18 protein-coding genes and 2 pseudogenes are annotated in these 22,019 nt (G+C 34.2%); 16 read left to right on the top strand and 4 right to left on the bottom strand.

The features are described 5' to 3' along the window. Positions 1 to 81 precede the first annotated feature (81 nt). A complete protein-coding gene (locus ABH968_RS16735) occupies positions 82 to 777 on the bottom strand; it encodes a cupin domain-containing protein (protein ID WP_370045846.1) in 696 nt (231 codons plus the stop codon). A gap of 278 nt (positions 778 to 1,055) precedes the next feature. On the opposite strand from ABH968_RS16735, the gene ABH968_RS16730 reads away from it, so the two are divergent. The 10 genes and pseudogenes from ABH968_RS16730 to ABH968_RS16680 all read left to right on the top strand — a co-directional run. Continuing rightward, complete coding sequence (locus ABH968_RS16730) at positions 1,056 to 1,277, top strand: transcriptional regulator (protein WP_370045713.1); 222 nt, start codon at positions 1,056 to 1,058, stop codon at positions 1,275 to 1,277. Between the two features lie 69 nt (positions 1,278 to 1,346). Then, positions 1,347 to 1,499: a hypothetical protein gene (locus ABH968_RS16725; RefSeq protein ID WP_370045712.1), complete on the top strand. Its 153-nt coding sequence runs from the start codon at positions 1,347 to 1,349 to the stop codon at positions 1,497 to 1,499. Positions 1,500 to 1,731: 232 nt separating this feature from the next. Continuing rightward, positions 1,732 to 2,523, top strand: coding sequence for a nicotianamine synthase family protein (locus ABH968_RS16720; RefSeq protein WP_370045710.1), 792 nt, complete (start codon positions 1,732 to 1,734; stop codon positions 2,521 to 2,523). 23 nt (positions 2,524 to 2,546) lie between these two features. After that, complete coding sequence (locus tag ABH968_RS16715) at positions 2,547 to 3,854, top strand: opine metallophore biosynthesis dehydrogenase (protein ID WP_370045709.1); 1,308 nt, start codon at positions 2,547 to 2,549, stop codon at positions 3,852 to 3,854. Between the two features lie 462 nt (positions 3,855 to 4,316). After that, positions 4,317 to 5,147 (top strand): AraC family transcriptional regulator, encoded by an 831-nt coding sequence (locus ABH968_RS16710; protein WP_370045708.1) that lies wholly within the window; start codon positions 4,317 to 4,319, stop codon positions 5,145 to 5,147. Between the two features lie 307 nt (positions 5,148 to 5,454). Further along, positions 5,455 to 6,816, top strand: coding sequence for an NtaA/DmoA family FMN-dependent monooxygenase (locus ABH968_RS16705; RefSeq protein WP_370045706.1), 1,362 nt, complete (start codon positions 5,455 to 5,457; stop codon positions 6,814 to 6,816). Beyond that, positions 6,809 to 7,801, top strand: a complete 993-nt coding sequence (locus ABH968_RS16700; protein WP_370045705.1) for an ABC transporter substrate-binding protein — start codon at positions 6,809 to 6,811, stop codon at positions 7,799 to 7,801. Before ABH968_RS16705 ends, ABH968_RS16700 begins: the two co-directional genes overlap by 8 nt. A gap of 51 nt (positions 7,802 to 7,852) precedes the next feature. Beyond that, positions 7,853 to 8,664, top strand: a pseudogene (locus tag ABH968_RS27860) (FecCD family ABC transporter permease). 124 nt (positions 8,665 to 8,788) lie between these two features. Beyond that, complete coding sequence (locus tag ABH968_RS16685) at positions 8,789 to 10,219, top strand: DHA2 family efflux MFS transporter permease subunit (RefSeq protein WP_370045699.1); 1,431 nt, start codon at positions 8,789 to 8,791, stop codon at positions 10,217 to 10,219. A 939-nt stretch (positions 10,220 to 11,158) separates the two neighbouring features. Continuing rightward, positions 11,159 to 11,995 (top strand): annotated as a pseudogene (locus ABH968_RS16680) (Y-family DNA polymerase); the annotation flags it as partial. A 259-nt stretch (positions 11,996 to 12,254) separates the two neighbouring features. On the opposite strand, the gene ABH968_RS16675 reads toward ABH968_RS16680, so the two are convergent. Further along, positions 12,255 to 13,247, bottom strand: a complete 993-nt coding sequence (locus tag ABH968_RS16675) for a DGQHR domain-containing protein (RefSeq protein WP_370045697.1) — start codon at positions 13,245 to 13,247, stop codon at positions 12,255 to 12,257. Positions 13,248 to 13,379: 132 nt separating this feature from the next. On the opposite strand from ABH968_RS16675, the gene ABH968_RS16670 reads away from it, so the two are divergent. Next, a complete protein-coding gene (locus ABH968_RS16670; RefSeq protein WP_370045696.1) occupies positions 13,380 to 13,730 on the top strand; it encodes a helix-turn-helix domain-containing protein in 351 nt (116 codons plus the stop codon). Positions 13,731 to 14,082: 352 nt separating this feature from the next. On the opposite strand, the gene ABH968_RS16665 is transcribed toward ABH968_RS16670, so the two are convergent. Both ABH968_RS16665 and ABH968_RS16660 read right to left on the bottom strand, forming a co-directional pair. Further along, positions 14,083 to 15,108 carry a sensor histidine kinase gene (locus ABH968_RS16665; protein WP_370045694.1) on the bottom strand — a complete coding sequence of 342 codons (1,026 nt, stop codon included), beginning with the start codon at positions 15,106 to 15,108 and terminating at the stop codon, positions 14,083 to 14,085. Next, the gene (locus tag ABH968_RS16660; protein ID WP_370045692.1) at positions 15,105 to 15,776 is read right to left on the bottom strand and encodes a response regulator transcription factor; all 672 of its coding nucleotides are present in this window, start codon (positions 15,774 to 15,776) and stop codon (positions 15,105 to 15,107) included. The genes ABH968_RS16665 and ABH968_RS16660 overlap by 4 nt, the downstream gene beginning before the upstream one ends. 130 nt (positions 15,777 to 15,906) lie before the next feature. Here ABH968_RS16660 and ABH968_RS16655 point away from each other — a divergent pair, with 130 nt between their 5' ends. From ABH968_RS16655 to ABH968_RS16635, 5 genes are all read left to right on the top strand, one after another. Then, positions 15,907 to 16,674, top strand: coding sequence for an ABC transporter ATP-binding protein (locus ABH968_RS16655; RefSeq protein ID WP_370045691.1), 768 nt, complete (start codon positions 15,907 to 15,909; stop codon positions 16,672 to 16,674). Further along, positions 16,661 to 18,586: an FtsX-like permease family protein gene (locus tag ABH968_RS16650; RefSeq protein ID WP_370045689.1), complete on the top strand. Its 1,926-nt coding sequence runs from the start codon at positions 16,661 to 16,663 to the stop codon at positions 18,584 to 18,586. The genes ABH968_RS16655 and ABH968_RS16650 overlap by 14 nt, the downstream gene beginning before the upstream one ends. Before the next feature lie 212 nt (positions 18,587 to 18,798). Then, entirely contained in the window at positions 18,799 to 19,857 is a 1,059-nt protein-coding gene (locus ABH968_RS16645) for a DUF418 domain-containing protein (RefSeq protein WP_370045687.1), read from the top strand. A gap of 150 nt (positions 19,858 to 20,007) precedes the next feature. After that, entirely contained in the window at positions 20,008 to 20,385 is a 378-nt protein-coding gene (locus ABH968_RS16640; protein WP_370045685.1) for a YxeA family protein, read from the top strand. A gap of 419 nt (positions 20,386 to 20,804) precedes the next feature. Continuing rightward, positions 20,805 to 21,836 (top strand): YdcF family protein, encoded by a 1,032-nt coding sequence (locus ABH968_RS16635; protein ID WP_370045683.1) that lies wholly within the window; start codon positions 20,805 to 20,807, stop codon positions 21,834 to 21,836. Positions 21,837 to 22,019 lie beyond the last annotated feature (183 nt).

The following is a 22,019-nucleotide window of genomic DNA, read 5'->3' as shown; positions in this document are numbered from 1 at the left end:
TTTTTATGCGATGAAAGGTGTAGAGCTTTTGATGTCGAGTCATACACTCGTATAAAACGATTTTCCACTTTTTACTATTGCTTAATAATATGAGCCATAAGGATTCATATATGGATTCATATATGGATAGTGATATGGCGGATATGGGTTCATAAATTGTGAAGGTCTATACTTATTTTTATGTCTAGGATGAGGATCTTTTTGCTCCTTTTGATCTTTTTGCTTTTCAGAAGTTGATTTTACACGGTTGCAGTCTTTAGGTGGGCCAATATATGTTGAAGGTACAATAGGCGCGATTGTTTTCTTCCACTGAGTTTCATCTAAACAATACGTGTGAGCTATAACATTGGAAGGTGTAAATTTCAAAATATCTGAACCTAAAATAACTTCAGGAGTTGGCGCATCAAAAATAGCCAGTAAATGCGTGTCATTCTCAGTAGCAATTTCATAATGCCACCATCCTTGCGGTACATTGGCGACTTGGCCAGGCTCGATAGGATAGTTTTTAATCTCTTTTGTAAAGGGATTAAATATAGAAACAATGGCAGCACCAGAAATACAATAAACAAGTTCTGCTGCATTTTGATGATAGTGAGGCTCTATCACCTTATTCCTACTTAGAAAAATATCAAGCAAAGATATATTTTCTAACGTATTTAATTGTTCTACACCTAGAATATTTATAAAATTCCGATCATCTTTTTTAAAAAGAGTGCTGTCATTTACATCAGAGGTGAACTGAGTTGATGGTGAAGTATAGTCAATATTTGAGCTAATACTTACATCCTTTCTCTAATTAATTTTCAATACATGTCTTAAGCACAGAATATGTACAAAGCTATTATAGGCTTACACGAACGCCCAGTTTATTTGTCCTCTAACCTCCTTGAAAATCAGCTGAAATTACCTCTTCTAATTAGGAACGTACGTGCGTATAATAAAAATACAAACGTTTGTTCTGTAATAAAAACAGCTCTGCTATACTCGCCTGATTTTTTATGGGAGGAAAGTAAAGCTCAGGCATATAACAGAGCTAGTGAAAAGGAGCAACTAGGATGAAAGAACAGTTAATAAAAGCAATGCAGCGTCAACAAGTAGTTAGCATGATGTATGTAGCCAAGTCTGGTGTCATTACGAAAAGGCGTGTGAAAATCATAAAGATTGTTGGTGATTCGTTTACAGCATTTTGCTTTACGAGGCAGGCAAAGCGTACGTTTATTATTAACAATGTTCTAGCAATAATGCCTGTTACGCATCGGAAGCGAGAGGTGATATGAATTACGACAATCTTCCTCACAAGGACATTTTTGTATTGACATGAAATATTTTACGCAAGCTGTATGGCAATGTTAGAAGGTTTAGATGTTTTGAAAGACTCCATTGCAGTTACTGGCAACTTTGAGCAGCCTGGTAGTATCGTACTGGCAGCCTCGCCGATGATGAAGGAAAAATTTAAAATCAAAACGGTAAATACAAAACTTATCTTAATTTTTCTCTAGAAAATTGATTTTCCGGTCCACTCAACTACCATTAATTTATAAAAAATAAAAATCTAATACTATATGCGTTTAAAGAAAAATAGCCTCCAAATTGGGTGCTGCACCCCAGAAGTTAGAGTTAAAAAGCTAACTTTTGGGGTGTTTTTGTATGGCGAAATATAGCGTTGAAATAGTATTAAAGGGTACCGCATATATTGAACTTTAATCCTCAAACATAGGAGTGATGCAAGTCATGGATATAGATGCGTTTTTAAAGAAATTACATTACTTTGATAAAAAATTTAAGTTATTTATCAATCAAAACAACGATCATCTAATAGTTGAGTATTCAGAGTTGTGTGGAATAATTGATGATTATTCTTCCTTTATTATTAATCATGACAATCAAAAACAATGGAATAATTTTGATCAATCAATCGAAATATTATCATTAGTCGAGAATCTAAGAAATAACTCTTCTGTTTGTGTCCAAATCATGGAAAAATATAGAGCTTTAGTATTAAGCCATGAAAAAGAGGAGATTACTAATTATTTTCTTAACATAGAAAACTGCATTGAAAGAGAATTTAGAGGTTTTCAAATCACCAGCCAGTCAAAGGTACTCTTAGTAGGATCTGGACCTTTTCCTATAACATTATTAATGATTGCGGAACGAACAGGTGCAGAAGTTTTTGGAATTGATATTGATGATGAAGCGATTCAGTTGGGAAAACATGTAGTAAATAAATTAGGAAGTCATTTATCAATTCAAATTGACAATAAGTCAGTACGGGAACTCGCAGTTATTAAACAGATTAGTCATATTATATTTAGTTCAACTGTTAGCTATAAATATGACATACTAGACCAATTATATGATTTAACAAATAAAGATGTGCTTATTGCTATGCGTTATGGAAATGGTTTAAAGTCTCTTTTTAATTATCCAATGCAGAAAGTAGACGAAACCAAATGGCATATAATAGAGAAAATTATTCACCCTCAAAGTGTATTTGATGTTATTTTATATCAAAAAGTACAATGACTTAAATAGATGAGGAGAAGATTATGACATATTTTAATAAGGTTTTACTGTTAGGAACAGGGCCCACAGTAATTCAATTAGCTGTGAATTTCAAGAATTATTATAATAGTAAAGTAGCTATTGCTGGTCGAGAATCTTTTCGTTCCAAAATTTTCTTTGAAACTATCGTTCAGCAGCAACTTGCACTTAAGGTATATATACAAAATACACAACATCGATCTGTTGCAGGAAAATGTACTATTGATGCGTTTTTCAAGGGTTATCATACAATATCTGGCAACTGGGATACCATTGTACTTAGTGTTACTACAGATTCTTATATATCAGTATTAGCACAAATCGATACCAAAGTGTTGAAGGAGGTTAGCTGTTTTATATTAATTTCACCTACATTTGGCTCTAGTCATTTAATAACTAATTTCCTAAAGAATTTATCTCTCCAGGCTGAGGTAATTAGTTTTTCAACATATTATGGAGATACTAGATGGTTAGGGGAAATTCCATTAAGTGAAGTATTGACGACAGGAGTAAAGAAAACAGTTTATATTGGTTCAACTTACTCAAAATCGGATAGATTGGATGAATTGTCTGAATTATTTCGTTATTTAGGGATTCATTTAAAAAAAGTAGCATCTCCCCTTGAGGCAGAGACAAGAAATATTTCTTTATACGTGCATCCTCCCTTATTTATGAATGATTTTTCATTAAAAGCAATATTTGATGAGAAAAAAATAACAAAGTATGTGTATAAGCTTTATCCTGAAGGTCCCATTACTTATACAATGATTCGTCATTTATTAAATTATTGGAAAGAAGTGATGGTAATTGTGGAACACTTCAATATTCAACCTCTAAATCTATTAAAATTTATGGTAGATGATAATTATCCATTACAGCCAGAAAGTATAGCGAGACAAGAAATAGAGAATTTTAACAAACTTGAGTCCATACATCAAGAGTATCTGCTCTATATTCGTTATGCATCCTTATTAATTGATCCATTTTCTATACCAAATCAAGAAGGACGATACTTTGATTTTTCAGCAGTTCCTCTTAGAAGGATTTTTAAAAATCATGAAGGAGAATGGGATATTCCTAGAATGCCAAAAGAGGATTACTATCGTGTGAAAATCATTCAAGGGATTGCTAATGCCCTGAAATTGAAAAGTCCAACGCTGGATCATTTTGTACAAACCTATGAAGAAAAATTGCAACAAGTAGAAGCTTTACCTGAGAACAAAGGATATTCAGAAGCCTTCCAAGTAAAATCCTTTTCACAAGAAATAGAGATGATATGTAAGGAATTAATTTTAAGTAAAAAACAAAATTAATAGGTGTTATATCAGGACTAACGGTTTTGACTAAATAGATAATTAAACACTGGAAATTGTATGTGGAAGTTAACAAGACTCTTACAATATCGGCTAAATCATCATTCAGTAAACCTGGATTAGATAATAATGCATATTGTATTTGTGATTTGTGTATTTGCATTTGTTGCAGACCTTGCTAGACTATTAATTAATAATGAGAATCATTATTAATTAATAGTCTTCTAGTGGCAACATCTGATCAGAGTATTATTTCATGGGAGCAAAACTATTTTTACTATATAGGAAGGGGTGTCAATATTGACTGTAAATAGACAATTATGTATTGGATACTTGTGTATAGCCTGACTGATCCCCAATAAATAGCGGTTATGCTGATATCTCGAGAAATAGATTTGTTGTTTGGCATTAATGAAAGTAACCCAGATGTACAATGTTTGGATAGGGGGCAGGTGTATTATCATGATAGATTTGGATAAATTAGCCGAGATATTTGCTAGAGGTTTCTATGATATAGAAGGTGTTCACCGTTTAGTCATCCAGCCGAAAAGTATACTAAGTGAATTTAGGGCTGTCCGGCATGGATTTCTTTTTGTAATTCGTGGAGAGGCTAGAATGAGTGTGAATGGAACTGTCTATGAATTACATCCAGGCTCAGTAATTCATGTGGCTCCAGGCATGCAACTCGACGCACAAGTTACAAGTCAATCAGAGTATGAGTACTATTTACTGTTTTATAGATTTGACAAGTTAGACGAAGTATATCGCGGTCATGAATGCGACTCTCATTTCAAACTGGAAGCGGGAGCAAATCCGAGAGTGCTAGAATTACTTATCATGCTTCATCAGAATGCCAATACACTTAGAGGGATTGGAAAGCTTCGTGTTAAGGAGCTATTTTTAAGTGTCATGCATCAAGTTTTGGTGGGGTGTAAGCATCGAGAGAGTGGCAGTTCTCCAAGTGAAAGGGTGATAGAGGAGGCTATTGCATACATACACCGGCATTATATGAATCCGTTGACACTCGACGAATTGGCAGAGCTGCATGCAATGAGTCCCAAACGCTTCTCCTACTTCTTTCACAAACATACTGGACTTCGTCCAATCGACTATCTTATCAATTATCGTATGGAAAGAGCAAGTGACTTACTTAAAGTAAGCAATTTTCCTATCCACGATATCGCTATTAGTGTCGGTTACGCCAATCCGCTATATTTCAGTAGAGTGTTTAAAAAGAAATTTGGTGTGTCTCCCTCCGCATACATACATAAATTAGATAATCATATAAATTGAGTTACTGATTTATATATTACGCCTGCAACTGGTGATGAACCTAGAGTGCAGGCTTTTTCTCTTTTGTCTCATTCTTTCCTTCCAGCCCTATCCTACATGTCGGCTAAATCATCATTCAGCAAACCTGGATTAGATAATAATGCATATAGTATTTATGATTTGTGTATTTGCATTTGTTGCAGACCTTGCTACACTATAATCGATAATGAGAATCATTATTAATTAATAGCCTTTTAGAGGTAACCTCTGATCAGAGTATTTCATGGGCACAAAACTTTTTTTACTACATGGGAAGGATTGGTGAATATTGACTGTGAATAGACAATTATGTATTGGCTTAGTCTTATCTACTTGGTTGAAAGGAGACGACTGGCGGCGCCCAGACAGCGGTGTAGAAAAAATGGGTTCAATTGACCCTTACATTGATTTGGCAAAGATGGCAGAGAAGTCAAAGCTCGATTTTCTTTTCAGGGCGGATTATCTTTTTGTTAGCCCACAGATGCTTGGCGATTCCGCTAATTTTGGTAGCCCTGACCCTACTATGATATTTGCAGCGATTGCTCGTGAAACCGAGCGGATCGGGCTAGTAACGACTATTTCTACGACTTTTAATCCACCGTATGTTGTTGCTAGACAGCTTCAGTCTTTGCATTGGCTAAGCAATGGACGTGCTGGCTGGAATATTGTCACTTCTATTGAAGGTGCCGAAAATTTCAGTGAGTCACCTATGCCTTCACCCCAAGAAAGATATGCGAAAGCAATTGAATTTACTGAGGTCGTACGCAAACTCTGGGAAAGTTTTCCGAATGAAGCCATTGTTATTGATCGTGAGTCAGGCATGTTTTCTGATAAGGATAAGGTTTCCCCAATTAATCATTCAGGTGAGTTTTTTAGTGTTAAGGGACCACTTACTTTGCCTGCCCATAAATCGGGACCAATTCCTTTATTTCAAGCAGGTGCGTCGGATACAGGACGAAATTTCGCCTCTTCAATAGCGGATGCTATTTTTGCAGCGATGCCAGACCTTGAATCGGGAGTGGAATTGCGAAATGATCTGAGAAAAAGAACTATGGAGCATGGGCGCGATCCGGACGCCATAAAAGTTTTGCCAGGTTTATATTTTTTCTTGGCCGAAACTCGTGAGGAAGCCCATGAATTACATAAGGCTGCACACGCACATTTGACTATTGAGCGCAGACATGCATCGCTTAAATCAGTACTGGGTCTTGATTTGAGTAGGTTTGCTTTGGATCGTCACGTAACTTCCGATATGCTTCCTGATCCGAATCAGCCAGTCCGCAGCCGAACACATGCTGAGTTGTTGCGCCGGTATATTACAAATCATCAACCTACAGTGGAAGAGGTATTAGCAAGGCCGGAGGTTGTCGGGTCTGCTCACTGGGTTTCCGTTGGAACGGTCGAAGACGTATTGAACGATATAATTGAGCGATTTGAGGCTGGAGCTATTGACGGATTTATAGCTATTCCGGGTGGTTCAGAAAAATCTTTGAAACTATTTTTTGAAAAGCTGATGCCGCAATTAGTTGAAAGAGGTTTGTTCAGAAATGAATATACGGGTATCACCTTACGTGAGCATTTAGGGATTAATACTACTGATCATTATGATAGGGATACAGTTTTGAAAGGGGTTCAAGAGAAGAATGAATAAAAAGTTTATACTAGCTGGTTTGATAGCATCATTCATGATTGTTTTGGCTGCATGTGGAGGAGGAGACAAACAGAGCAAATCAAACTCAACCTCCGGCAGCAACGGAGAATCAGCGCAATCTCAATTGGATAATGCAGGAACAGGCGAAACAAGAACGATTGAGTATCTCGGTGAAACGTATACCGTTCCACAAAAAGCAGAAAAAATTGTGATTGGGGCTATGGAAGCAATGGAAGATGCGGTAATGCTTGACGTTCATCCAGTAGGGGCAATATCGGTAGGCGGAAAGTTTCCAGAAATGTTTGCTTCAGTAACGGGCAAGGCGGAATCAATTGGTGAAAAAAGACAACCTAACTTGGAGAAGATATTGCAATTGAATCCAGACGTTATTTTAGGTTCAACGAAGTTCCCAAAAGAGGTGGAGGAGAAATTGCAAAAAATTGCTCCCACTATTTTGGTGTCGCACGTTTCTACAAACTGGGAAGACAACTTGAAATTAATGGGTGAATTAACTGGAAAGCAAGCAGAGGCAGAAAAAATTCTATCCCAATATAAAACAGATACACAAGCAGTAAAAGCATCGTTAAAAGAAAAACTTCAAGGTAAAAAAGTAGCCGCTGTTCGTATTCGCGGAGGGCAAACTTACATTTTTGCGAAACATGTAGACTTTAACCCTTTTTTATACAATGACATTGGTTTAGAAATGCCAGAACAGGTAGGCATGGCGAAATTGCAAGATGCGATCTCTGTCGAGCAATTGGCGGAAATGAATCCAGACTATTTGTTTGTGCAATTCTCTATGAGTGATAACAAAGATGCGGAAAATGCATTCGAAGACTTAAAGAAGAATCCAATTATCCAAAATATTAATGCCTTTAAACACGATCACGTATATGTCAACGTGGTTGATCCGCTTATGGAAGGAGGCCCTGTTTATAGTCGAATCAAGTTTTTAGAAAGTGTGCAAAAGTATCTGAACAAATAGTGGAATGGAGCAGGGAGAAATAAATCGTTATTAAGCCATAAGTTTGTTCTAATTGTCGTGTTATGCATTCTTTTCAGTGTGACAATAGTCGTGTCTCTTTTCTATGGTTCGAAATCAATGAGTTATGAAATGATGTGGCAGGCGCTTTTTCATTTTGATTCAGAGAATATGGAGCATTTAATCATTCAAACATCACGCCTTCCGCGTGTGATAGGGGCGCTATTGGTTAGTGCCTTCATGGCAGTTTCAGGAGCTTTAATGCAGGGGATGACAAGAAATTATCTTGCCTCCCCTTCGATTATGGGCGTGGCCGATGTTTAGTAGGGATTGCCTTTAGTTCAGGTTTTGGGGCCATTACTCTTTATATTTCATTAAAGATGGACCCACAAGATTTTGAAATGGCGACTGTTTGGTTATCAGGCAGCATTTATAGTACGACTTGGATTCATATATTAGCGGTATTGCCATGGATAATAATTTTAACTCCAATCATTTGGTGGAAATCGCACAGACTTAACCTATTAAATTTGGATGAGGTATCAGCCATAGGAATAGGTTTAAAAAAAGACCGGGAAAAAATGATTTTTCTTTTATGCTGCGTCGGGTTAGTTAGCGCATGTGTATCTGTAGCAGGAAGCGTTGGATTTATTGGCTTAATTGCCCCTCATATGGCTAGAAGACTAGTCGGTATTCATTATAAATATGTAATACCTGTCTGCGGAGCAATCGGCATGCTTATGGTGTTAGTCGGGGATTTTATCGAAAAGACGATCTTTGCTCCAGCTGAACTGCCTGTAGGCATTGTGATCTCCGTTATCGATGTTCCTTATTTCGTATATCTGTTGTTTAAAAAAAGAAAGTAGAGTAAAGAGAGAAGGAAGCCACTCATTGTACAAAAAAAGAAGTGCAGAAGAAATTGCAATTAAAATTAATCTGCTAAGACTAACGACAAGCTTATAACAAAATAAAATTTTAGGTGGATTATTTATGTCATTAACAGTAGAAACACAGCAAACAAAAGTGATTAAAACTACTCCAATATTAATTTCTTTCTTAATTGCTGGTTTCATTGGATTGTTCAGTGAAACGGCTTTAAACATGGCTCTCGGGGATTTAATACAAGTATTTTCTATTAGTTCTTCCACGGTTCAATGGCTGACAACAGGTTATTTATTGACCTTGGGGATATTAGTTCCTGTCTCGGGTCTCTTACTTCAATGGTTTAGTACACGTCAAATATTTATTGTGTCATTGATTTTTTCAATTATTGGGACACTAGTCGCAGCTCTTGCACCAAGCTTCGAAGTATTAATGTTTTCTCGAGTGATTCAAGCTATAGGTACGGGATTATTGCTGCCTCTGATGTTTAATTCGATCTTATTGATTTTTCCCGTCAATAAGAGAGGTGCGACAATGGGACTAATAGGGTTAGTCATTATGTTTGCACCCGCAGTTGGACCCTCAATCTCAGGATTAATTCTTGAAAAACTGACTTGGCATTGGATTTTCTGGGTTTGTTTGCCTTTTCTGATTCTTGCGTTGGTATCGGGTATAGTGTATATGCAGAATGTATCAACCATAACTAAACCCAAAATTGATATATTATCTATTATTCTATCTTCGATTGGCTTTGGAGGAATTGTCTATGGCTTTAGCAGCGCGGGTGAGAATGGCTGGGGAAGTACGATTGTGATCACGATGATTATTATAGGTCTTGCTGCACTTACCTTGTTTTCTTTGCGACAATTAAAAATGGATAAACCGATGCTTGATTTACGTGTATTAAAATATCCAATGTTTACTCTAGGTTTATTGGCCGTATTTATTTGCTTCACGGTAATAATGTCCACGATGATTTTGTTGCCATTATATTTGCAAACAGGACTAGCATTGACTGCATTTACCGCGGGGCTTGTTTTGTTGCCAGGTGGTGTGCTGAATGGATTAATGTCCCCAATCACAGGTCGTATCTTTGACAAATTCGGACCAAGAGGACTTGTTATACCTGGATTTGCAATCATGCTTATCATGTTATGGATTATGTCAAACGTTACCATTGAAACGCCGGTTAGTATGGTGATTGTGATGCACTCCATTCTATTTTTAGGTGTATCGATGGTTTTGATGCCTGCTCAGACAAATGGACTAAACCAATTACCTAAAAATCTTTACCCAGATGGTACTGCTTTAATGAATACATTACAGCAAATGTCGGGAGCAATTGGCACTGCAGTTGCGATTACGATTATGTCCGCTTCTCAGAAAAGATATATGAACAATATGACTGATCTATCTGACCCTTCTTCAATTAGAGCTTCATTAACAGCGGGAGTACAGGACTCCTTTATATTCACTCTAATTATAGCTATGGTTGGTTTAATTATTTCCTTCTTCATCAAATCTTCTCGCGTTAAATAGGGCTTACTGAATAATTTAAAACTCTTATTTCACGGCTCAAAACAAAAACCAGTGGTTGACATCATAATGTGAGGATAAAAATAGAAAAACATCTGCAAATCCTGTATTGCTGTAAGTCCTAACCAAACAAAATCTTTAGTGAATCTGTTATAAGGATAATCAATCATGCAGTTAATTCAACATGTAGCTCTTTCTCATTTTTTATATTCCGTAAAATCAACAAATAGAGGCTACTTGTCTATTCAAGAAAAGGGTGCGATTGTTGAATGTTTAAGGTAGAAAATGATCAAATTTTTTCATAAAAACAAAACTTAAATCTGTTAGAAAAGAGTCCATTTTGATCAAACTTTTTTTCAAAGCAACAATAACCCTCGTGGTATATACAAAAGTAAAAACAGGTTCGAGAAGAGCAAGGAAACAAAAAGGTTTGCCAGCATTACGATCAAATTTATATTAGTGCCGATAGTAAGAATAATATGGATCACTCTTTATCGATTTCTGAATTTCTACATCCTTACTACGATAATGAATAACTCCTTAAGTTCAGAAAAATTTACAATACCATTTGTATTAGTAAGAATTAGAACTGTAGGAATCCATTGAGAAACTTCCGAGGTATTGGGGAATTATAGGATTTAAATCGGTTCTCGATCAATTTGGACTGATCTAAAAATTACCACTTCTAAAAAAGAACGTTTGTACGTATAATATATACGAACGAACGTTCTTTTTGTTGCGGAGGGGGAGTGAAAACAATGAAAGATCAGTTAATAAAAGGGCTGCAACACAATCAGTTAGTAAATATGATGTACATTACAAAGTCTGGAGTCATCACGAAAAGGTTTATCAAAATAATTAAGATAGTCAAAAGTGCACTTTTATTCTCGATAATGTTCTTGTTATTGTTCCAGTTGTCTATAAAGAGCGAGGGATTATTTAATGTATGAAAACCTGCCTGAACGTTCCATTATATGTATTGATATGAAAAGCTTTTACGCTAGTTGCATGGCAATGCTTGAAGGCTTAGACGTCATGACAACCCCAATCGCAATAGTAGCTAATTTCACTCAACCTGGAAGCGTTGTCTTAGCTGCATCGCCACCTATGAAGGAGCGATTCAAGATAAAAACGGGAAATCGTCGTTTTGAAATACCAAAGCATCCAGACATAAAACTATTTGAACCGAAGATGAGTTTCTTCATCGATATGTCTATGGCTATTATTCGTCTTATTTCAAAGTATGTGCCGCCAGAGTGCATACATATTTATAGTGTCGATGAAAATTGGGTGGACTTAACTGAAACAGCAAAGCTTTGGGGACCTCCTGAAGATACAGCAAAGGAAATTCAAAAAGCGATATATGATCAGTTTCGTATCCCGAGTGCTATTGGGATGGGTCCTAACATGTTGATGGCAAAACTTGCTTTAGACCTTGAAGCTAAAAAGTCAGGTTTTGCAAAGTGGACTTACGGGGATGTGCCAACGAAACTTTGGCCTGTGCGTCCTTTATCTGAGATGTGGGGGATCGGAAAACAGATGGAAGCCAAGTTAAATGCAATGGGGATATTAACAGTCGGTGGATTAGCAAATGCTGATTTAAATGAATTAGAGGGAAAATTCGGCATCATGGGTAATCAACTGTACCACCATGCGCATGGAATTGATCTTTCTACGCTTGGAGAGCCTCTAGTTAAAAACTCAGCTCTAAGCTTTGGGAAAGGTCAGATGTTAATGCGTGACTACCATACAAGAAAAGAAATATCCGTGGCGTTCTTAGGTATCAATATAAAATTAATGGTGCATAACTTGAAAATTTTATTATTTCCTATAAAAACAACGACTTTAAGCTATTACAGATAATGAGCATAAATAAAAATGAGCATTTATCAGAACAATTATGCTCATCTTGTCGTTAGTTAACCACATTTGGAACTTACATTTTATTAAAAGACCAGGACTCACAATGTATCTAGAGTCCTGGTCTTTAAAAATGTCAAACAATTATTTATTTCAATGTTCGTTTGTACAATGGAGTTTAATGAATGCAGTTCAAAATATCTTCAGCTAACATTTTTGATCCTGCAGCCCCTTTAAGGTACTTTAAATCTCCGTTTGATGACCAATCTATAACTTTCAGCTTCACTAATAGATTAGCTATTTTAACTGAGTCTGGTTGTTGAGACTTGGTCAAATAATTATTATTAATAATTTGATTTCCTGCTATAGCCAATGCATTTAAGCAAGTAATATGTGTAATTCTGTATAATTTGTTATCATCCCATTCATTAGGGAATAATTCTTTTATTAAATTAAAGTAAAAAAGAGCTAAGTTTAGCTTTTTTTCCTTTGAAAGGTTAGTTAGATGGGATTTTTTTGTTAGCAATTTTACTATGTTATATAAATTTTGAAGCGTTATATTTTTTTCTTTAGTTCTTTTCCCAATCAAGGTTCCTTTGCTGAAAAATGGGCTTTCGGGTTTAAGAATTAAATTTGTAGCTACCCAGCTAATATCATCATTTTCTCTATTAAGATAACGACTTAATGATGTACCAATCCCTTTAGCTTTTGTATTTATTACATCGAAGAATTTAATTTCTTCATCATCATCTAAATAATGAAAGGCCAAGAAAGGAACATTAAGTGTGCTGTCTGTTTCATTAATATATTCACTGATTCCGCCTAATCTGTGCTGCCCATCCATTAGCGTTGCTTTTTTTTTGCATATTAATCTCCCGAAATTTCTTCTTTGGTTGTCATATGCATGAAATTCCCAATTTCCTGATGCATTCAATAAAATAGGGGTATAAAGAGCATCTTCACCCTGCGATAGATAACTTGCAAAATCTTTACATCGTTTTTTATCTATAGGACGCTGATAGCCTTTACCAGAAGGGTCATTATAAAGTTTGGAATAAGAGAAATTAACTGCAATTTGAGATGAAACAAAGCCTTGATAAGTAACACGACCACGCATCTTAGATTGTAATACATTTTCTATTGCTATATTTGAAGGTAAGTTATTACTCATAATAAAATCTCCTTAAGAAAATTTAATACTTGAACATTATAGTACTTATAAGTACATAATTCAATCAAATTTATACTATATGTAACTGTAATGTAGTGCAAACCTCACATAGTCTAAATGTGAGGTGATTATGTGGATAGTTTAGTCAAATTAGTTGGTAGCAACATCAAAGAAATACGGAAATTGAAAAAACTTACTCAGGAAGAATTAGCTGAAAAATGTGGATTACAAACTTCGTATTTAGCGGGTGTTGAACGAGGAGATAGGAATATCACTATTCAGACCTTAGAAAAGATTACTGAAGGTTTGGAAGAAGCACCTAGCAGTATCTTTAAATTTGATACTCTAAGTTTCGACAATAAATATTTTGAAAAAAAAGAATTGATTATGATCTTGCAAAATCTAATAGAAGATAGAAGTGAAGCCGAAGTTCGCTTAGTATTAAATATTGCTAATGAAATATTTAATACATACGAAAAGTGAAGGGCTTGAAAGAAAAATCAGTGCTTCCACTCATTCGAGTGGTTTATTTTTTTACCTTGGTTTCACTGCTTTCGCCATTATTATGATTGAAAAATCCGAAGCACAAAGTAGTTCTTGTAGCTTTAGAATAAAGATTGAATAAAAATTTCCTTCAATCTTCATTTATTTGCAAGTGCAAAAACTCCATTTTGAAAAAAGATTGATCAAAATGGAGTTAATCTTTCTAACTAAGTATGAGATTTTTATAAAAAGTTTGATTAATTAAAGTGATCCTTATTCAATTTTAAAGCTCTCGTTAGTTGAAAAATATCTATCTTTTAATGCAATAAATTCGCTACGCTTTCCTTTTAGCTTATGTTTTCGCAACTGTATGATATTGTTTGTTTTTAGGAAAATGTAATACAACTTTAGTGTATTCATTCTCTTTTGATTCAATTGAGATATCATGACCTAATTTATAAGATAGGCGTTTAGCTAAATATAAACCTAATCCAGTTGATTTGTTATTTATCCTACCATTAAATCCAGTAAATCCGCGTTCAAATACTCGTCCAATATCTTCAGCTTTAATACCAATACCATTATCTTGAATAATGAGACGTTTTTCATTTTCGTCTTCTTCTCCGATAAACTTAATTTGCCCATAGTCATTTGTATACTTTAATGAATTGGCAACAATCTGATCCACGATAAATGATAACCATTTTGTGTCGCTCTCAACAAGAAGTTGCAAGTTTGTACGTTCAAACTGAAGACGTTTTGCAATAAACGTTTTGGCGTATTTTTTCATACTAGCTCCCGTCACAGTTTCTAACGAAATTGATTGAATAAAATAATCTTTCGAAAAAGAATCTAGACGCGAGTAATACAGTGCTTGATCGACAAAGTGATCAATTTTCCCTAGCTCATCTTCCAACTTACCCATTAAAATATCTGCAGATTTACCACTACGCATCAATAACTGACTAGCAGCAATTGGTATTTTAACTTCATGAATCCACGACATAATATAATCATGATATTCTTTCTTTTCTTCATGTAAAATGTACATTTTATTCTGTTGCTCTAAGTACAATTTTTTTAATATCTCTGTATATAACCCTTGTTCATACGTATGTGGGTTTGGGATAGCACTGACTGTATCATTCTCTAACTGAAGAGCATTTTCAAGCTCCTCATAAAATCTTTTATGATAGAAAAAACCTATTATAAGATAGCTAAGAATAAAAATAATGCTCACAATATTGATATACAGAAGATTCATCTTCGTGCCGCTTAACCCGTCACTCAAGTAAATCATGCTAGAGACAAAAAACATAATTAAAACGTACAATAGTAAAAAATAGCGACGTTCTTTTACGTAAAGAATGATGCTCATGTAATAATATAACCTAGCCCTTTCTTCGTATGAATAAAATCTTCTTTCCCTAGTTCAGCAAGTTTTTTTCGGACACGTGCAACATTTACTGTTAGTGTATTATCATCAACAAAGCTATCATTTTCCCATAGGCTGCGCATGATTTCGTCCCGACTTACAATAGACCCTCTATTTTGCATCAAAACCTGTAAGATTTTAAATTCATTTTTCGTTAATTCTAGATGTTGTTGATGATAAGTTACTTCTCCATTTTGTAAATTTAATATAACCCCTTCATGTTCAACAACGTTTGCTGCCATTTGTGTATAAGTATATGTGCGACGTAAAATAGCGTGGATTTTAGCGACTAGTACATCTGTGTAGAACGGTTTTTGTACAAAATCATCCCCACCCATATTGATCGCCATTACCATATCCATTGGATTATCACGAGATGATAAGAATATTATCGGTACTTTTGATACTTCTCTAATTTTTCTACACCAATAAAATCCATCAAAAGAAGGAAGATTAATATCAAGTAGTACCAGTTGTGGGGATTTGGTTAAAAAATCATTTAAAATATGGTCAAAGTTCGTAGTTGCCCACACCTTAAATCCCCATTTTTCCAATTCATCCGCAACTGTTTCTCGTATTACTGGCTCATCTTCGACTAATAAAATTTCCATTATGAAATTGTCTCCTATTCAGTACTTAACTTAAATTATTATAAAGTGTTTATTATAAGTAGTTTTCTTATGGTTTCCGATATAAAAGTACCATACAATAATCTTATTGCACAACGGAGGAGGAGTACTATTGAAACCATTGTTACAAGCAAAACATGTCAGAAAGGTATACGCAAATAAAGGTAGCATATTTACCGCCCTCCATGATATTGATATAACAATATTTGAAGGGGAGTTCGTCGGTATTATGGGACCATCAGGTTCTGGAAAAACTACATTATTAAATATCTTATCAACGATTGATATGCCGACAGCAGGAGAAATTATTATTAATGATTCAACTATTACAAAAATGAAGGAAGAACAACTTACTGCTTTTCGCAGAGATTCATTAGGATTTATTTTTCAAGAATACAACTTACTTGATACGTTAACTATAAAAGACAATATATTGTTACCACTAGCAATAAGAAATACTGCCATAACAGAAATTGATCGTCGCGTAGATGAAATTGCCACTTTATTTAGTATTCAGGAGTTGTTAAATAAATATCCATATCAAATTTCCGGGGGACAAAAGCAGCGTATAGCGGCAGCACGAGCAATTATAGGGAACCCGAAATTAGTTTTGGCTGATGAGCCTACTGGTGCACTGGACTCTAAATCAGCAACCGATTTGCTAAACAGCTTCCAAACGTTAAACGAAAAAAACTTAGCTACTATTTTAATGGTGACTCATGATCCTTTTGCGGCAAGTTATTGCAAACGTGTGCTCTTTATAAAAGATGGACAAATATACACTGAACTTGTAAAGGGGGATATGTCACGAAAAGAATTTTTTCAAAAGCTGCTCCATATTCTATCTGCTCTTGGGGGTGGTGTAATTGACACTATTTAGTATTATCAAGAAAAATATGCAAGTCAACTTGAAAAATTATTTATTATATATTGCTTCCATGATTTTTAGTATTGTCATTTATTTTACGTTTGTGTCCTTGCGATACAACAATCACATATTAAATCTAATTGGGGCAGACAAAAAAATTAAAGATGTATTCGATGCTTCATCTGTTATTTTAATGATATTTGTAGCAGTATTTATTTGGTATTCAAATTCATTTTTTACGAAAAAGCGCAAAAAAGAAATTGCATTGTATTCCTTACTAGGTGTTCAAAAACGTAAAATTGGCGCCATCTTATTTTATGAGAATCTCATTATGGGGATTATTGCTCTTACAATAGGGGTAGGAATTGGTGCCATGTTATCAAAAATATTTGCGATGTTACTCTTAAAATTAATGCACCTACCAACCGTTATTTCATTTTCTATTCCTGTGAACGCAGTAATCCACACCACTTTCGTATTTGGTGTCATTATTTTGATAACTTCTTTCCATGGATACAAAATAATATATAAATTTAAATTGACTGAATTACTTCAAACTGAACATCTAAATGAGAGTATTCCTAGAGGATCTATGAGTACTGCTTTATTAGGAATTATTTTACTTGTTACTTCTTACTGGGTTGCACTTCAACCGATTGGCTCATCTTTATGGTTAAACCATGGGATATGGAATATGTACATCGTGTTAGGAGGCTCTATAATCGGGACATATTTCATATTCAATTCTTTTACTGTATTTTTATTAATGGGCTTACAGAAATATAAAAAGCACTATTATCGTAGCATTAATGTAGTAAGTGTTTCTCAACTCTTATCACGTATACAAGCAAATGCTAAAACATTAACAGCCATCGCGTTATTAAGCGCAATCACATTATGTGGCATTGGGGCATCTTATAGCATTTATTATAAAAATAAAACATTGATTGATAAAACGGAACCATTTAGCTTTCTGTATGAAACGCCAGGGATTTCTGTGGATCAGCATATTGAGAAGTTGATCAAAGCATCGAACCATTCACTTGAAGCAAAAGCTACGATTCCATTAATAAAAGTTAAAGCGGAATTAAACGTGAATAGTATTATGCCTTTTGACTTTTCAGAGAACCCAGGGTACTTAAATTTAATATCTGCAAGTACATTTCAATCGTTATCAGAGATAACAAATAAAAATTTAAAAGTCTCACTTCAAGATACAGAAGCAATCGCTCTCGATGCACATAAAAGCAATACGTTCAAAACAGAATACACGAGTAGTGAAGCAATGCTTTATTTACCAAATAGCCATTACAATTTGCAATTTGTTGGGAAAATACAAGATAACATTATAAATGAATCGTTACATGAATTGACGATTGTCGTATCAGACGAAGTTTTTTCTACTATAGCAAACGAGCAAAAGCCCTATATACTACAAGCTTTTAAAGTGTCAAACGACAAAAACGCAAAACAATTAACAGCTTCGATTCAAAAGATGCTTCCAAATGAAACTATACTAATAGCAAAATATACTACCTACAGAGAGCTTATGGAAGCAAATGGATTAGTCATCTTTGCAGGTGTATTTTTAGGCCTTGTCTTTATGGCTGCTACAGGTAATGTCATATACTTTACCCAATTAACAGAAGCGATCATAAATCAAAAAAAGTACACTATATTACGTACACTAGGGGTAAGTAAACAAGAGATTTTTAAATCGATTGCTAAGCAAATTGCATTTATATTCATATTGCCAGTTTGTATCAGTGGTTTACATAGTATTATTGCTTTACGTATTCTATCAAACGCTCTTGGCATGAATATTTTCATTCCAGTTTTAACAACTATTATTGTATATACGCTCATCTACTCAATTTACTATTTATTCACAGTTCATTCTTATAACAACATCGTAAATAAATAACAAGAAAGAGACGGTCATGTAAATGATTGTCTCTTTCTTTTTGGAACGATATCGGATCCTTACAAAAATGTAAGATTGCAGTCAGTCACATCTATGTTTTGTAGTATGTATTCCCTTTACACTAACTATAGATTTTCTACGAATGATAAAACTTTGAAAGCATTTATGGAAAATACAACAGAAAAAAATTATAGATCGAAAGGATAATATTTATGACAGAAATAACAAAAAGTATGCCAAGAAAAAATCGAATTGTCGATTTAGATATAATACGTGGTTTTGCATTGATTGGAATTTTTTTAGTGAATATCAGTATGTTTCTTACTGAAGCTGGTTTTTCTCAGAAAGGTGGCGACCTAGACCTAGTTCAAATTTTCGCAACTGGGAAATTTTACGCTATTTTCTCTCTGCTTTTTGGAGCAGGTTCTGCACTCTTCTTAGCAAGCGCTAAGAAGAAAAATCAACCGTATTCTTTGTACATTAGACGTATGTTAATACTACTCGTGATTGGAATAGTACACTATAACATTTGGGGCGGGGATATTCTCACTACTTATGCAATCGTTGGACTTGTATTATTACTACTTCATAAAGTCCCTAGCAAATGGTTGTTAATATTTTCTTTAAGTTTTCATTCGCTTGGCATTATCGCAAACATTCTTATTTACGATTACATGTATGGCGGTAAAGAAAACATGCCACTATTCATTAATATGTTGCAATTAGTTACTTCGCTTACTTCAATTTTAGTCTATTTTGTAGAAGGATTTTCTCTTATGAAAATGGACGCACTTACAAAGTTAAAGAATAGACCAAAACTTCATGCAATACTTTTAGTAGGTTTAGGAAGTATTTCAATTGTTGGTGTTACTGTACAATTACTATCGACAAATGGAAAGTTATCATTTAGTTTATTAACTATTTTACAACCTATATTAACATTAACATACATTTTGATTGTAGTTGCTTTATTAAAAAGTAAAGCTGGAAGTACTTTCCTCAAGCCGCTTCAAGCTTATGGAAGAATGGCGATGAGTAACTATTTAGGACAAACTTTTGCAGGAATATTTATTTTGCCTTTAGTTATCAATTTATTACCTCTAAACGTTCTTACGATTATTTTCTGCTTATCAACATGGATTGTACAAATTATACTAAGCAAAGTTTGGTTAAAACATTTTAACTTCGGACCTGTAGAATGGGTTTGGCGTTGCTTAACTTACTGGAGCTATATACCGAATCGTAAAGAAATTAAAGGAACTAGTATTTAGAAAAGATAATTATCATTTCCTAAATAGAGATAAAAGAACGCTATTCAATTAAGAAGCGTTCTTTTATTGCAATACACAGAGTTACTTATGAAGATGTTAGAAATCAAGAAGACAAATTACACGAACAATTTATAAACGAGGAGTTTAACTATGAAAAAAATACTTGTCTTAAGTGCTATTTTAACGCTTATCGCTAGTTTTGTGGCGGGTTGTAACGTAGTAGCTACACCAAACAAAATTGCGGCTGATCAATATTATGTACAAATACAAGGAACGGGGGAAATGAAAGATAATCGACGTTACTATACTTTGCCTGCTTATGATAAAGATGGGGTAGAAAAGAAAGTTACATTCTCAAGTGCAAAGTCAATAAACCAACAACTTCAGGAAAATGCATTTTTACGTCTCTATGTCAGACAAGGTAATACAGAGGAAATGGAGATATTGGATACTGAAGTAAAATCTTATGAAGAAGTACAAAAAGAAGATTTACCTACAAAAACAAAAGAAAAATTGGATGTAAATTAATATAAAGGGATAATTAAAATGAAAAGTTAAGATTAGATATTTCATTATTTTACTTCCAAAATTGATAAGTCAAATTATGTACTTATCACAACAGTGATTTCAATTATTTTTAGGTTTTCTATCGTTGCATCTCTATTAAAAAATAAATATCCCAAAAAGTATTTATTCATTTAGGCACTTCTTTAATTAGAGGTGCTTTTTTGATTGAAATTTAATTGTAAAGTGATAATATAATGAAGTTATTTAATTTTGATATAAAATATTTTATTGTAGTAAGGCTCTTTAAGGTTGTTTACTATCAATTGTATATTCATGAAATAATTGATCCAATTTAATAGCTAGGGAGTATTTTAAAGAAGAATTTAAAACTTGCTATAAAGTATCTGTATAATATCAAAGTATTGAGGTGTTAAGAACTTATGTTTTTTGGATTTATTCCAATTGTTTTACTAATTCTTTTTTTGGTGTTTTATTTAACAGACCCTAGAAGAATGATCAACGGTTTTTTATTTAATATGTTTTTATTTTCAATGATTATTACATGCGCTTATTTCTCTACGACTACAGGGAATCGGTATTTATTGTTAATCGCTCTTATACCTGCTATAGCTGTTGTCTTTATGTTGAATTTTGGCTTAATTGCCTTAATAGTGGGGCTGTTTCTAAATGCCAAGATTCTTATGAGAAAAGAAAGTCGACGTTTTTCTAATAGTCTAACTTTGATTCTAGGTATATGCCTTTTACTCTTTATGATAATTCCTATAGTCGAACCAATTCGCTTTTTTCCTAGCGTAATCCAAACACTTTACTGGGGAGCAGTTCTTATTTTCTTATATGTACTTATAGATTTATCTAATTTCTTAACGTCCTATTTTCTCTACCAATTCAATAGACCAAAATACAATCAAGATTTTATCATTGTTCTTGGAAGTGGTTTAATTAATGATAAGGTTCCGCCACTTTTGGCTAGCCGAATTAATAAAGCTATTGAATTTTATTGGAAACAAGAAGCAGTCTCCTCTTCACCTAAAATTATTTTTTCCGGTGGACAAGGACCGGATGAAAATATTTCTGAAGCGGCAGCAATGCAGGATTATGCTGTAAAAAACGGGATTCCTCTAGAACATACAATAAAAGAAGATCGTTCTACTACTACTTATGAAAATATGCTGTTTTCAAAGAAAATTATGGAATCAATAAAAGGATTCAATTATAATAGCATTTTCTCTACTAATAATTTCCATGTGTTTCGTGCAGGATTATATGCTAAAAAAGTAAGCTTGGATAGTCAAGGAATTGGTTCAAAAACGGCTTTTTATTATTGGCCAAATGCGATGATTCGAGAGTATATTGCCGTCTTTGTTATGAATCGTGTACGTCATAGTATTGTAATAGCCATTATTTTGGGATTCTCTATCTTAGCAACCGTAGTAAATTATTTGTTTTTTTGAGAATGGATTTAGCATTGCTTAACTATTGGAGCATCGTACCAATCTAGAAAGCGATAATCTATTTGCTTATTAAAAAATACCCATAATCTGAACTGCACCCCAATTGTTAGACACATCTAACAATTGGAGGTGCAGTTTTTCTATGGCTAAATATACTGTAGAAGATAAATTACAAGCAGTTGA

The sequence above is a fragment of the Lysinibacillus sp. RC79 genome (assembly GCF_041262405.1).
Lineage (GTDB): Bacteria > Bacillota > Bacilli > Bacillales_A > Planococcaceae > Lysinibacillus.
Note: the sequence above shows the minus strand (reverse complement) of the source record. Positions and strands in the feature narration are given on the sequence as shown.

Coding starts and splice junctions, on each gene's coding strand:
- ABH968_RS16730 (WP_370045713.1), top strand. CDS start 1,056: ATGAAAGAACAGTTAATAAAAGCAATGCAGCGTCAACAAGTAGTTAGC.
- ABH968_RS16725 (WP_370045712.1), top strand. CDS start 1,347: ATGTTAGAAGGTTTAGATGTTTTGAAAGACTCCATTGCAGTTACTGGC.
- ABH968_RS16720 (WP_370045710.1), top strand. CDS start 1,732: ATGGATATAGATGCGTTTTTAAAGAAATTACATTACTTTGATAAAAAA.
- ABH968_RS16715 (WP_370045709.1), top strand. CDS start 2,547: ATGACATATTTTAATAAGGTTTTACTGTTAGGAACAGGGCCCACAGTA.
- ABH968_RS16710 (WP_370045708.1), top strand. CDS start 4,317: ATGATAGATTTGGATAAATTAGCCGAGATATTTGCTAGAGGTTTCTAT.
- ABH968_RS16700 (WP_370045705.1), top strand. CDS start 6,809: ATGAATAAAAAGTTTATACTAGCTGGTTTGATAGCATCATTCATGATT.
- ABH968_RS16685 (WP_370045699.1), top strand. CDS start 8,789: ATGTCATTAACAGTAGAAACACAGCAAACAAAAGTGATTAAAACTACT.
- ABH968_RS16675 (WP_370045697.1), bottom strand. CDS start 13,247: ATGAGTAATAACTTACCTTCAAATATAGCAATAGAAAATGTATTACAA.
- ABH968_RS16665 (WP_370045694.1), bottom strand. CDS start 15,108: ATGAGCATCATTCTTTACGTAAAAGAACGTCGCTATTTTTTACTATTG.
- ABH968_RS16660 (WP_370045692.1), bottom strand. CDS start 15,776: ATGGAAATTTTATTAGTCGAAGATGAGCCAGTAATACGAGAAACAGTT.
- ABH968_RS16645 (WP_370045687.1), top strand. CDS start 18,799: ATGACAGAAATAACAAAAAGTATGCCAAGAAAAAATCGAATTGTCGAT.
- ABH968_RS16640 (WP_370045685.1), top strand. CDS start 20,008: ATGAAAAAAATACTTGTCTTAAGTGCTATTTTAACGCTTATCGCTAGT.
- ABH968_RS16635 (WP_370045683.1), top strand. CDS start 20,805: ATGTTTTTTGGATTTATTCCAATTGTTTTACTAATTCTTTTTTTGGTG.